This is a genomic window from Chlamydia sp. 17-3921, from assembly GCF_902705545.1.
Lineage (GTDB): Bacteria > Chlamydiota > Chlamydiia > Chlamydiales > Chlamydiaceae > Chlamydia.
Window position 1 is genome coordinate 1 of the sequence record NZ_CACSHH010000007.1, and the last position, 12576, is coordinate 12576.

Below are 12576 nucleotides of genomic sequence, written 5' to 3' on the forward strand. Positions count from 1 at the left end.
CAAGGAATGAATGCTCGGGGGTTACGAATATACGAAGAATTAAAAAAAAGAGATTATAAAAAATCTCAGAGATTAATAAAATTTTATGGAGTAGAATATAATAATTATTAGTTTTTTACTTTTATTTTATAATAGATCTTCTAAATTTCTTTGGTAAAGTATGAGTAGAATTCATAATGACTCCATTATAGATCAATCTAGTTTATGTGACAGGATTAGCGTTTCATGGCGAGCCTCTTTTTCTGTTCGTATGCGATATGAGATTGCTTGCGCTATAGCAATTATAGGATTGCTAATAGCTTTGCTTGCTTCTGCTGCCGTGTACGTTGTTTTCAATACGACTGCTTTTTCCGATATATATGTTCAAGGGTGTTTGTCTTTGGGATTGTCTCCTATTCCTTTGGCGATTAGTTCTTTAATTTTAGGAATATGCATACTACTCAGTGGCATCTATTTATTACCGGAACAATCTACTTAATTATATTTGAGTGTAATTTTCTCTTAGTTTTTAAATTGCCTCTATTCTCTTCTTATCGTACAATCCGCAGAAATTATAGCGTTCGCGCAATCTGTATCAGAGACTTTAGTTGTATGATTTCTTACTTTTATGCAGGCGACGCAATTTAACAAGGAGAACTAATATGAAAAAGTTGATTTTAACACTTCTTCTAGCTCTTGTCGTTCCTACTATGCAAAGTTCTGTATTTGGTAGTGAAGATAATAACGTATCTTCACAAGAACACCAAGACGAACAAGGCGAAGATGGTTCCTCAACACAGCAAGAATCATCAGATATTGATGATAGAGAAAAACCAGAAGGAAACGAATTCGGACCTCATGGGTTTGATCCCGGAGAATAAGGTTGTTCTTTAAGAATAGAAAAACAGGTAGTTTTACTACCTGTTTTTCTACTTCTTCTTTTTCTTTTCTAATCTATAATTTTTTTTTAGGCGCTTTTCTAAACCTATGGTACATTGGTATCTCTTGGGCCTAAAAGGTTTACAGCATAGGTGAGTGTGGTTTCTTCAAGAGACAGCCAAGATCCTAAAACCTTGTCAGAGAGAAAGGGATCTATTGTATATGAGTAAACGATGTATATTAGATAAATTTTTGAAATGTGTCGTAGCAGTCTCTTTGATATTGCTATATTGGTCCTCCGATCTTCTTGAAAAAGATGTTAAAGTTGTAAAAAAAAACATAACTTCCCTTCAAGAAGATATTCGAGAGCTTTCTCGCATTATAAAACAGCGTGTTACTCAAACAACGACTTCTTCTCAGACTCTCCCAGTCCATAGTACACAAGATACATTTCTTGGAGCTCTATGTGGTGATTCTTCTTATCCTAATTTGCTTTCTATAGATCCCTATGTTCAACAAACCTTACCAAGGTTATTAGGTGAAAATTTTATTGCTAAAGGGATTTTACGTACAGCTCATGTAGGGAAACCAGAAAATTTCAATCCTTTTAATGGATTTGATTATGTTATAAGTTTGTACGAGCTTTGCGTTCCCTCTTTGGCTAAAGCTCACGTCGGAAAATATGAAGCATTTAGTCCAGATCTTGCTATAAAAATAGAAGAGCGTAGTGTGCTTGATGGAACTGGAGATAAAGAGTTCCACGTCTATTTACGTCCTAATGTGTTTTGGAAACCTATTAACGCTAGTTTATTCCCAAAACATATCCAGTTAGCTGAAAGCTTTTCTCAATCACATCCATTAACAGCTCACGATTTTAAATTTTATTACGATGTGGTTATGAATCCTTACGTTGCAGAGATGCGAGCAGTAGCTTTGCGTTCTTATTTCGAGGATATTGTATCTATTTCTGTTGAAAATGATTTGAAGTTTATCGTTCGTTGGAAAGCTCATACTATTGTGAATGATGAGGGAAAAGAGGATAAAAAAGTTCTTTATTCCGCGTTTTTCAATACATTGTGTTTACAGCCGTTACCTCGTTTTGTTTATCAACATTTTGCTAATGGAGAGAAAATAATAAAGGATGATCATGATTCAGAAATCTATCGGAAAGACTCTGTTTGGGCTCAAAATTTTGCAGAGCACTGGGCAAATAATTATATTGTAAGCTGCGGAGCCTTTTATTTTGCTGGTATGGATAATGAAAAAGTAATGTTTTGTCGTAATCCTGATCATTATAATCCTTTAGAAGCTCTCGTAGAAAAACATCATGCGTATTTTAAAGATAGTTCCGACTCCTTATTCCAAGATTTTAAAACTGGGAAGTTAGACATTGCTTATCTCCCCCCAAACCAAGGAGACAACTTTGAAGCCTTTATGAAGAGTGCAGCTTATAGTAAGCAGGTTGCCAAGGGGGAGGCTATTCATGAGCTTGTATTTATGGACCGTTGTTATACCTATATCGGATGGAACTGTTATTCATTGTTTTTCCAAAGTCGTGAAGTTAGACAAGCTATGAATATGGCTATTGATCGAGATCGGATTATAGAACAGTGTTTAGATGGCAGAGGTTATACTATAAGTGGTCCCTTCGCTTATTGTTCACCATCTTATAATCATGAGATAGAGGGCTGGCATTTTTCTCCCGAAGAAGCAGCACGTTTGCTTGAAGAGGATGGCTGGATAGATACAGATGGTGATGGAATTCGTGAAAAAATTATTGATGGTGTTATAGTTCCGTTTCGTTTTCGTTTATGCTATTTTGTAAAAAGTTTTACTGCGAGAACTATTGCAGAATATGTTGCTACAGCATGTCGGGAAATTGGTATAGAATGTAGTTTACTTGGTTTAGATACAGCAGATCTTTCTTTAGCTTTTGAAGAAAAGAATTTCGATGCAATTTTACTTGGCTGGTCTTTAGGATCGCCTCCTGAAGATCCTCGTGCTTTATGGCATTCTGAAGGTGCTATGGAAAAAGGCTCTGCTAATGTTGTTGGTTTTCATAATGCTGAAGCGGATTCTATTATAGAAAGCCTCAGTTATGAGTACGATGCGCAAGAACGTCTTCAACTTTATCACCGTTTTCATGATTTGATACACAAAGAAGCTCCCTATGCCTTTCTTTTTTCTAGAAAGTTTTCATTGCTATATAAGGATTATGTAAAAAACGTTTTTGTTCCAAAAGTAAGAACTGATTTAATTCCAGAAGCTCAAGATGAGACTGTCAATCTTAAGATGGTTTGGTTAGATAGACAGGAGGAAGAGTGTTTAAGTACATCTTAAAGCGTCTAATCTTAATTCCCCTGACTTTATTCGCAATAATTTCTATTAATTTTGTCATATTAAATTTGGCTCCCGGAGATATTATAGAAGATCAGTCAGTTGATGCTCGGGGAGAGGCGGGAAAATCTGATAAGATTCGAACTTATAAGGGACCCGATCGCTACCTACAGTTTCGAGAACATTATGGGCTAACTTTACCCATATTTTTTAATTCTCGACCAAAGCTTTCCCATGAAAAAATAAAAGCAGGTGTAGAGGAATTAGTACAAAGCTCACAAAATAAATCATCAAAAGGCAAAAGTTTTTCAAAATTAAAGGTGCTTTGGGGAGATCGTGCAAAATTTATTATGCCAATCTTATTATTTGAAGCTAGCAACCCTTCTCAAGAGATTGTATATCGACATGTCGCAGCTGATTTATTCATTCGAGGAGGGATCCGTCAAGGGATTGTTGGCGCAAATCTTTCTTCTAAACAAAGAGAATATAACCAAGAAATTTCTGAAAGTAATGCTTTATTAGTAAAGCAATTATCAGAAGAAGATATTGAAGCAAAAATTCTTGTCCTAAAGCAATGGTTTAAAGATCAGGGTGGAATTGAGGCCTTTTCCTACAATATTAAAAGAACATGGCAGACATTTTTTTTTGAAACACGTTTTTCTCGTTATATATCACGGATTATAAAGCTAGATTTTGGAACATTACGTAATGATTCTCATAAGACTGTGATATCTGAAGTCGCTAAACGTTTACAATGTTCTTTGACTTTATCAATATTACCTATGATTGTGGGATTTGTTTTATGTCAGATTTTTGGTATGATCATGGCTCTGAAAAGAAATCATTGGTTGGACCACTCTTTAAACTTCATCTTTTTAATTTTATTTTCGATACCAGTTTTTGTCGCAGTTCCTTGGATTCTAGAAACTTTTGTTATCAATAGGACCATTCCCTTTACATCGATTCCTATGCCCTATAGTGGATTGCGATCTCCTTCAGAAATCTTCAACGAACTGAGTTCTTTTGGACGTTTGTTAGATATTATCGCGCATGGTTTCTTACCATTTTGTGCTGTTAGTTATGGAGCTTTTGCTGCTCAATCTCGATTGAGTCGATCTATATTTCTTGAAATTTTGAGCCAAGATTATATTTGTGCAGCTAAAGCACGAGGGATTTCTCAATCTAATATTATTGTTAAGCATGTTGGAAAAAATGCAGCAGCAGCTCTTGTTACCTCTTTAGCATCTTCTTTAGGAACTCTACTTGGCGGAGCTCTGGTTGTTGAAACGTTATTTGATATTGATGGCTTTGGAAAGTTTTTTTATCAGGCAATCTTAAATCGAGATCACAATGTGGTCTTATTTTCTGTTCTTTTAGGATCCGCTTTGTCTTTAGTTGGATATTTACTTGGAGATATTTTTTATGTTGTATTAGATCCTAGAGTCCAATTTGAGGGTAAGAAGATTTAGATGGGAGCTCCTATTTCTTTTTTTCGACGCTTTTGTTTAGCATATCACAAGAACCTACTCGCCTCTCTTGCATGGAAGTTTTTTGTCCTAATTACCATAATTGGGATATACGCTCCTTTATTTGCTAGCAGTAAGCCCCTACTAGTAAAGTGGCATTCGGAGACTTTCTCTCCTTTACTTAGATATTTGTTTTTCCCAGGGTTTTATACTAAGCCTATAGATTTGTTTTTCAACGTGCTTATGTTGACATTCCCGTGTTTTGTTTTGTCTTATAAATTTCTTCAGGGAAGGAAACGAAAAATTGTTGTTATTTGTTTAATCCTACTGCAGTTCTTTGGGTTTTTCTGGGTATGTTCTGGAAAAATTCAAGATCCAGCAGTAAATGAATCTCTAAAAAAATTGCGAGCAGAAAAGATTCGAGAAAACCTTCTTAAAGCAAATGTAGAAGCTCTAACAGTGATGCCAAAAGATATGCGGACTTGGGAAATGGAGCGGCACTACATGAGTAAATATGAGCTGCTAGGGATTTTAATAAAGTCTGCATATCGTAAAAAACAAGATGCTGCAGTTCAGAAGTATCGTGTTGCTTTTGAAGGTTTTCGTAATACCCCCATGCCAACATTGCGAAATTTAGATAAAAAGAATGAGAAGATTTCTTTAATAAGATTGCAACAAAGACTCAATAAATTGCAGATAGCTTACGATACAGCTCTTCTTTCTTGGGATCATGTTATAGATAATTATAGACCATTCTTGATGTCTTTAATTCGCATTCAGCATGAATTGAATCTCGCTTCGTATAATAATTGGGAACAGCCAGAAGAGCTTCTTTTAGCTTATGCTGATATTGAAAGAAAAACAGAGCCTTATCGTAATAATTTACTTGAAACTCGAAGAATATTAGATGAGTACACAAAGCTGCATAGTGTTAAAAATTTTATTCAGGATAAACTCGCTTGGATAGAAAAAGAATCTCAAGAGTTGAAAATTCTTATAAGCCCGCTTTTTAGTTGTTTTCACTGGGAAGATGATGCTGGAGGATCTCGTGAAATGAACAAGCATGTTGCATGGTGGCAGTTAACTAGGATAAATCGTAAGGATCTTTTAGCTTCATTAGTCTTTGGGATTCGAATTGCTTTAATTGTTGGTGGTATTGGCGTTGCAATCGCTCTTACTCTTGGAGTAATTGTTGGTCTGATTTCTGGATATTTTGGTGGTTCTGTAGATATGCTTCTTTCCCGATTTACCGAAATTTGGGAAACCATGCCTATGTTGTTTATTTTAATGCTCGTTGTATCCATTACTCAGCAAAAATCTTTGATCTTGGATACTGTACTTTTGGGATGTTTTGGTTGGACGGGATTCAGTAGGTATGTTCGATTAGAAACCTTGAAACAACGTAATATGGCTTATGTTCTGGCTGCTAGTAATTTAGGCTATAGTCATTACCACATCATGGTTCATCAAATTTTACCTAATGCTATTGTCCCCGTAATTTCTTTATTGCCGTTTTCAATGATGTCAATGATTGGTTGTGAAGCAGGATTGACTTTCTTAGGTTTAGGAGAAGAAAGTTCGGCATCTTGGGGTAACCTCATGCGTGAAGGTGTTTCGGGATTTCCTTCAGAAAGTGTTATACTTTGGCCACCAGCGTTTATGCTAACAGCACTACTCATTGCTATTGCGTTAATTGGAGATGGTGTGAGAGACGCCCTAGATCCCCGTTTACAAGATTAAGAGTCTTTTTTTGTTTCAAAGTTCAGAAGAACATTATGGATTTGCTGACCAGCAATATAATGCTGTTCTCCACGACTTCCAAGAACTCTATGACAAGGAAAAAATAAAAGAAAAGGATTATGCTTGCATGCGATTCCAATAGCCCGTGGATGAGATTTTATTTGGGTAGCAATTTCTGAATAAGTACGCTTTTCTCCAAAAGGAATCATTGTTAAAGCATTCAAAATTCTATAGTGTTTTTCTGAGATTAGAGTTTTATCAATGTAAGAAGGAATTTGAGGAGGACATTTTTGTGCATATTGAGATCCCCATAGAATAATTTCCTCCATAGCTTTATGTGAGGCTGGCCCTAGAAATAGGCATGTAAATACTGGAGCTACAGTAAGCTTTGTTTTTATAACAAAGTTATTATGAAAATATACAATGAATTGCAGAGGAGGATATTTTGCTATCGGTAAGCCTTGTGAGCAAGCTTGTGATAACAAATGTTTTAGCGATTTAGGGACTAACAAGTTTTCCTTCATTATAAAGGTTTACCCTGTAGTATTAAGACGCTCAAATTTGGCTTTAGAGACTAAGCGACCTCGATGATACCACTCGCTCTTATATATCCCTCCGGCATAAATTTTTCTCATGCCATGAAGAACGTTGTTTTGCCAAGACACTTCTTCAGCGACAATTTCCTGCTCATTATATCGCAGTTCTATGCCCTCCTTTTTCCCTTTAACGAAAGAAATTTCAGACACTTTACAGCCATTTTTGAACACTGTAGTTGTCCCATCTTGATATCCAGAACGCCATTCTTCGATTGTATTCGGTATACCGCCTATGAGATAGGTAAACCGTAAGCCATGAGGTTGATCATTTACAAAGTGTGTGATTGTTTCAGGATCTCTATTAGGATAAAATGTAGTTCTTTTTGTCATAATTCCTTCATAGAAAGTTTCTTCAGCAAGTAAGACGTTGCTAGGAGAAAAAATGGAGCGTACACCTTCTCCATTATGAATTTTTGAAGAGTATTTTCCATTGAATGAGCAATAGCTCCCCTCAAGAATGCAACCTTGATAAGTTGTTTCTATAAAGTAAGGGTCTGTAATTGTATCGTTATCTTTTGTGTCTGGCCAACGAACTACTGTAAAAGAACCGTCTTCTTGAAATAGTTCTTCTTGAAAAGGTTGTCCATTATGAAAGAAGGTTTTGTAGGAGGTAAGTCTACCTTGATCATAGGTTTTTATGACTGCAAAGGTTGTTGTATGCGGGAATGTGAGAGTGATTTCTCCATGAAGAAGACCATTAGTATAAACTTCGTGAAGAGTAGAACCGTCCTTTAAGACTTTTGTTATGGTTCCATCACAACCTCGTCTAGTCCACTCTTGACCCGATACAATAATACCATAGTTATTTCGGAATGTCTCTTTTATAACTGAAGGATCATTTTTTCGAATAGATCCATAAGCAGAACAAGATAGTGTAAATATAATACAAAAAAGTAATTGTCTCATGTATTGATAATCCCTTTGTTTTGGAGTTGCTGAGTAATTCTAGCAACTAGGCGATCATACTCTTCTTCTATTTCTTGGTTGGATAAAGTTCTCTCTCGATTTTGAAAAACTAACCGTAGAGAAACATTTTTGTCCTGCTTTTTTGAAGCTTTATCTTGATATATACTGATAATAGAAACTCTTTCAAGCCATTTAGATTGGCTGTTTAAAAATCCTTGACGTAAAGAGTCTGCAGGAAGATCTTCAGGAACCGTGATAGTGACATCTCGAAATGAAGATGGATATATTGGATAGGGGGTATAATGCTTAACAGATTTTTTTTGTAACTGACATAAAATATCTATAGAAAGTTCTCCAAAAAAAATCGGTTGTTTGATGTGAACTTTTTTTGTAATGCGTGGATGAACAGTTCCTAAGATTCCTAAAACATGTTTATGTAAACATATTTGACCTTGTTGATAAGGATGAAAATTTGGATTATTACTAGGTTTTAGAGTATAGATTTTAGAAGAGATATTTAGATTTTCTAAAATTTTCTCTACCCAACTCTTTAGTGTATAAAATGATAACTGAAGACGAGTAACCTGCCATGATAGTGTCTCTGACTGTCCTGCAAGAATAATTCCTAATTTTTGATTTTCTTTATATTGAGAAGAGATTTTTTCGTACACAGATCCAAGTTCAAAAGCATATATGCCTTCTGCTTGCCTATGCAGATTAGTTGCTGAGCTTTCTAATAATCCAGGAAGTAAAGAAGGGCGTAATACAGTTGCGTGTTTAGAACCTTGTAAGGTAATAACATTTTGTTCTGCCTCATATAAATCTGCAGTTTTTGGATTTAAAAGATCGCTCGTGAAAAACTGTTGAAGGCCTGAATTAGCTAGGAAATTAACGAGATGACGTTTTAATGCATAAACAGGAGTACAAATAGGTGTTTGCTTTTGAGATTTTAGGTGCCAAGATTGAGTTCTAGAAATTTCTTCAACAAGATCAATCTCCTCAACAATATCGTGACGATAAGAAGGAATTTTAACAACAATGCTATTAGGATTTTCTGTCAGAGAAGAAAATCCCAGAGATTGAAGTTTCTCTTTAAGAGTTTCTTTAGAGATTTTTTCCCCTAATATTCTTTGAACTGTAGAAGAACGTAATTCTAGTGTCTTTGAAGAAGACTGTGTTTCTCCCATGGTATATATTTCAGAGCACTGTGCTTTAGGGAACACTTTTAAAATAGAATGTATTGCAGCAAAAAGAGATGGTAAGACGTTATTATAGTCTACACCTCGAGAAAATCTATAAGCTGCTTCTGAATGTATCGGAAGAAGTCGTTGAGATGCTCGAATTACTTTAGGAGGAAAATAGGCGGCTTCTAAAATGATTTCTGTTGTAGAATTTGTTACTGCACTATTGAATCCACCCATAACTCCACCAAGAGCCAAAATTTGATGGTCATCACAAATAACAGTTGAAGTTTCTGGAAGAGTTACGGTTTCATTATTCAAAAGTACAAAAGATTGTGTCGAATCTAATGCTTGTACTCGTAATGAGTGAATATCTGCTTGCTTAGCGTCATAGGCATGTAAGGGTTGACCCAAAGCAAACATAATATAGTTAGTAATATCTACTATTGTATTTATAGATTTTTGTTTTAGGGAATATAGAATATCTTGAAGTTCTTGTGGAGATGGGAGAAGAGGATCTATTCCGGAGATCTTTGCATAGCAAAACAAAGGGCAAATATTAGAATCATTTTTTGAGGAAACTGCTTGAACTTTCAAGGGAGCCAGAGAAATTGCTTTGGGAAGAACAAGGCTTACTGAAGTTACATAGGAAATTTCTCTGGCTAGTCCGAAAAGAGAGGCACAATGACCTAAATTTGGAGTTAGTGATAATTCTAGCGAGACTTTTCTGAATAGCGTTGCGACATCTTCTCCAAGTGGTGTCTCCTCTGGAAGTTCAAGAAGACCTCGTTGTTGAGTGTGATATTCATGAAGACCGAGTTCATCAGCTCCGCAACACATGCCTTGAGATTCTATCCCTCGTAATTTAGATTTTTTTATAGAGAAGACTTGTCCTTCATTGTCCGTAAGCTTAGCTCCTGGAATTGCTAGCGGAACTACAATGCCTGTTCGGCAATTTGGAGCTCCACAAACGACTTGATATTCTTGATTCCCGTCAAAGAGGACAGCCACTTGTAATTTATCAGCATTAGGGTGGGGAGATGTTTTTAAAATTTTTGCAGTGATGACCGAAGAAAACGAGCAAGAATTTTCTGAGCAAACCTCGGCTTCTATTCCGATACGATCGCAGGCTTCTAAAATTTCTTTTGTGAGAAGAGGGGAAGAAAAGTATGTTTGCAGTAAGGATAAGGGGACATGCATGGATACTTCGTCAGAGGCTATTTTTAGAGAGATTTTACGAGGAGTTGTGTATAGTGGCAAGTATTTTCGTCTTCGGAGAACTATTGGGATTGCGGAGCAGAAATCATGGCTGCGAGAAAGCAAATAAAAAGGCTTAGGCAAATTTTAGTTCTAAGTCTTGGACTGAATGTTCTGTTTCTTTTATTGTTTTATTCAGCGATTTTTCGAAAAGACATTTATAAATTACATCTTTTTTCAGGATCTCTAATAGCAAAAAACTACAGAAAAACTCCTGTTCCCGAAGATTTCTTACAAAAACTTTCGACTTCTTCGCTTTCGGAGCTTTTTTCTTTATTTTCTGAAGAGCGATATGTTTTTGGTTATCCCATGAAACTGTGGGCATTAAGTATTGCTATCCAAAAATTTGATATAGATATCTCTCCTGCACTTTCTCATAAATTGACATTCATAGAGTTAAGAGATCGATCCACAACGTGGTTGTTACCTAATCTTAAAGAGAAAGAATTTACTACAGTCTTGCGTTATCTTTCTATTCAGAAATATCCTTATACTTCTAGGGGATTGTTTAGGATGATTTCTTGTGCTTTGAATGAAGGAAAGGTTGATGAGGATTGTTTATATAATTTCTGCCTTTCTCCTGAATTTTTATACTTGAGGACGTTACTTGCTGGTGCGGATAAAGAGATATCTGTTGCCTCTCTAGCTCGCATGATAATCCAAGGAGGAGAAGAATTATTTTTCTCTTTATGTAATGAAGAAAACCATTCTTGCGCTATTTCAGATCAAGAACGTTTAAAGATTTTACGAGCTTATTTAGAAAGAGATGAGCCTCTGGCAGCATTGTTGTTATTAATACATGATGCTGAAGTTGTTTTACATGAGTTTAGTAATGAAGATTTGCAAAGATTAATTCGTTTGTTACCTCGGGAATCTCAGTATAGTCAAGATTTTCTTACTCGGTTAGCTGAAACGCCGCGTCAGGATCAGATTACAAATGCAATTTTTCAAGATTCTGCAGAGGTTACCTCTTCTATGCAAGAGTATGTAATAAAAGAAGGAGACTCTCTGTGGTTGATTGCACGTCATTTTGGCATTTCCATAGAAGAGATTATGCGTATTAATCAACTTTCTCATCATCGCTTACTTCCTGGTAAGGTTCTAAGGCTTCCTTTAAAGTCGTCTTAGGGACGAGATCGATTCCTCCAGGGTGCCAGGGAGCACATTTCCCAATTCTTCGTAGTGAAAGCCATAGACCTCGAAAAAGCCCATGAGTTTTTAGAGCTTGTAGAGAATAGTGAGAACACGTTGGAAAAAATCGGCAAGGATTACCGAGAAGGGGAGATATTGTCCATTGATACACTCGAATAAGAAAAGTAGCAAGATGTATGAACAGTCGTTGTAGATATTTAAAAAAAATTGAAAACATCTTTCAGTAAGGTGACAAAAACCTCAAGCATAATAAGACAAATGATAGTCCATTCTAAAGAAGAAGAATGTTGGTGATTAAGCTGATCATTTAAAATTTCTAAAACATCTCCTAATATGGTAAGTCTATGGTTGAGTACGTTGATTCTTGCTCCAATGTCTAAACAGCTGAGAACATCTAGATATATAGGTTGTGTTTCTGGATGTTCCCAGAAAAAATCTGGTTCATCAAGAATATCGGAATGTAGATTAACTGTTGCTTTGTCAAGGAAGAGTTTACCTATTTTTTTAGCAATGGCTTTACGAGGCATGGAGATTTTCCCCTTTAATGCTAGATCTTGGGGTAGCCTTTTAGAATCTTCTATAGTTTTGTAAATAGTTTCTTCAAAAATAGTAAGCTTTACGGATTGGGCAAGACCGAAGGATATAGCAAGTTTTGTATTCACACTGGTGTCAACAAGGATAAGACGGTTTCTTCGGATCTGTAGTTTGTCTCCATAATAAAAATTATAGTAATCTATTTCTGGTCGAGGAAGAATTTCTGGTGATGCAGAAATGATCGTTTGTAGAAGCTTGTGTTCGTCAGCTTCTTCCCATCCCCAAAAGACAGCAACGCCATAAGGAAAGAACACAGAGATTTGATCTGAGGATTCTTCATTAGAAGTCATCACATATTCTCTGGATAAAATTGTTGAAAAATTGGGCTTAAGTAGATGAAAAAGAACGTGTAGGTTGTAAGATGATGCTGTACAATAAGCCGCGCAGCGCATAGCTTGATTTCTTTTGTAAATTTTGCTTCCAATATACTTCATTTTTCCTCTATGGGGAACATTTTTTTTCTTGAGGTAAAGGGAGGATCATCGGTAA

The 12576-nt window shown here is 35.9% G+C and carries 11 protein-coding genes and 1 pseudogene; 7 read left to right on the plus strand and 5 right to left on the minus strand.

Annotated elements, in window-relative coordinates; genetic code table 11:
* The 6 genes and pseudogenes from JMS40_RS04600 to JMS40_RS02095 all read left to right on the plus strand — a co-directional run.
* Positions 1-111 (plus strand): annotated as a pseudogene (locus JMS40_RS04600) (hypothetical protein); the annotation flags it as partial.
* 49 nt (positions 112-160) lie between these two features.
* The gene (locus tag JMS40_RS02075) at positions 161-478 is read left to right on the plus strand and encodes a hypothetical protein (RefSeq protein ID WP_201456628.1); all 318 of its coding nucleotides are present in this window, start codon (positions 161-163) and stop codon (positions 476-478) included.
* Positions 479-641: 163 nt separating this feature from the next.
* Positions 642-860, plus strand: coding sequence for a hypothetical protein (locus JMS40_RS02080; protein WP_201456629.1), 219 nt, complete (start codon positions 642-644; stop codon positions 858-860).
* A gap of 235 nt (positions 861-1095) precedes the next feature.
* Positions 1096-3198, plus strand: coding sequence for an ABC transporter substrate-binding protein (locus JMS40_RS02085; protein WP_236558935.1), 2103 nt, complete (start codon positions 1096-1098; stop codon positions 3196-3198).
* The gene (locus tag JMS40_RS02090; RefSeq protein ID WP_201456631.1) at positions 3180-4664 is read left to right on the plus strand and encodes an ABC transporter permease; all 1485 of its coding nucleotides are present in this window, start codon (positions 3180-3182) and stop codon (positions 4662-4664) included. Before JMS40_RS02085 ends, JMS40_RS02090 begins: the two co-directional genes overlap by 19 nt.
* A complete protein-coding gene (locus JMS40_RS02095; RefSeq protein ID WP_201456632.1) occupies positions 4665-6401 on the plus strand; it encodes an ABC transporter permease in 1737 nt (578 codons plus the stop codon).
* On the opposite strand, the gene JMS40_RS02100 is transcribed toward JMS40_RS02095, so the two are convergent.
* Genes JMS40_RS02100 through pheT form a run of 3 tightly spaced genes read right to left on the minus strand, consistent with a single transcriptional unit; the run spans position 6398 to position 10284 of the window.
* Positions 6398-6925 carry an MGMT family protein gene (locus tag JMS40_RS02100; protein WP_201456633.1) on the minus strand — a complete coding sequence of 176 codons (528 nt, stop codon included), beginning with the start codon at positions 6923-6925 and terminating at the stop codon, positions 6398-6400. The two genes, JMS40_RS02095 and JMS40_RS02100, sit on opposite strands and share 4 nt — an antisense overlap.
* Before the next feature lie 9 nt (positions 6926-6934).
* On the minus strand, positions 6935-7903 hold the full coding sequence (locus JMS40_RS02105) for a toxin-antitoxin system YwqK family antitoxin (protein WP_201456634.1): 969 nt from the start codon (positions 7901-7903) through the stop codon (positions 6935-6937).
* Positions 7900-10284, minus strand: a complete 2385-nt coding sequence (pheT, locus tag JMS40_RS02110; protein WP_201456658.1) for a phenylalanine--tRNA ligase subunit beta — start codon at positions 10282-10284, stop codon at positions 7900-7902. The genes JMS40_RS02105 and pheT overlap by 4 nt, the downstream gene beginning before the upstream one ends.
* 105 nt (positions 10285-10389) lie before the next feature.
* Here pheT and JMS40_RS02115 point away from each other — a divergent pair, with 105 nt between their 5' ends.
* Positions 10390-11469, plus strand: a complete 1080-nt coding sequence (locus JMS40_RS02115; RefSeq protein ID WP_201456635.1) for a LysM peptidoglycan-binding domain-containing protein — start codon at positions 10390-10392, stop codon at positions 11467-11469.
* Here the strand turns inward: JMS40_RS02115 and yidD are convergent.
* Entirely contained in the window at positions 11402-11710 is a 309-nt protein-coding gene (gene yidD, locus JMS40_RS02120; protein ID WP_201456636.1) for a membrane protein insertion efficiency factor YidD, read from the minus strand. The two genes, JMS40_RS02115 and yidD, sit on opposite strands and share 68 nt — an antisense overlap.
* Positions 11691-12479 carry an RMD1 family protein gene (locus JMS40_RS02125; protein ID WP_201456659.1) on the minus strand — a complete coding sequence of 263 codons (789 nt, stop codon included), beginning with the start codon at positions 12477-12479 and terminating at the stop codon, positions 11691-11693. The genes yidD and JMS40_RS02125 overlap by 20 nt, the downstream gene beginning before the upstream one ends.
* Positions 12480-12576 lie beyond the last annotated feature (97 nt).

Excerpts from the sequence above, each read along its gene's own strand:
- JMS40_RS02125 (WP_201456659.1), bottom strand. The coding sequence starts at position 12,479 with ATGCGCTGCGCGGCTTATTGTACAGCATCATCTTACAACCTACACGTT.
- yidD (WP_201456636.1), bottom strand. The coding sequence starts at position 11,710 with ATGTTTTCAATTTTTTTTAAATATCTACAACGACTGTTCATACATCTT.
- JMS40_RS02105 (WP_201456634.1), bottom strand. The coding sequence starts at position 7,903 with ATGAGACAATTACTTTTTTGTATTATATTTACACTATCTTGTTCTGCT.
- JMS40_RS02075 (WP_201456628.1), top strand. The coding sequence starts at position 161 with ATGAGTAGAATTCATAATGACTCCATTATAGATCAATCTAGTTTATGT.
- pheT (WP_201456658.1), bottom strand. The coding sequence starts at position 10,284 with ATGCATGTCCCCTTATCCTTACTGCAAACATACTTTTCTTCCCCTCTT.
- JMS40_RS02100 (WP_201456633.1), bottom strand. The coding sequence starts at position 6,925 with ATGAAGGAAAACTTGTTAGTCCCTAAATCGCTAAAACATTTGTTATCA.
- JMS40_RS02080 (WP_201456629.1), top strand. The coding sequence starts at position 642 with ATGAAAAAGTTGATTTTAACACTTCTTCTAGCTCTTGTCGTTCCTACT.
- JMS40_RS02115 (WP_201456635.1), top strand. The coding sequence starts at position 10,390 with ATGGCTGCGAGAAAGCAAATAAAAAGGCTTAGGCAAATTTTAGTTCTA.
- JMS40_RS02095 (WP_201456632.1), top strand. The coding sequence starts at position 4,665 with ATGGGAGCTCCTATTTCTTTTTTTCGACGCTTTTGTTTAGCATATCAC.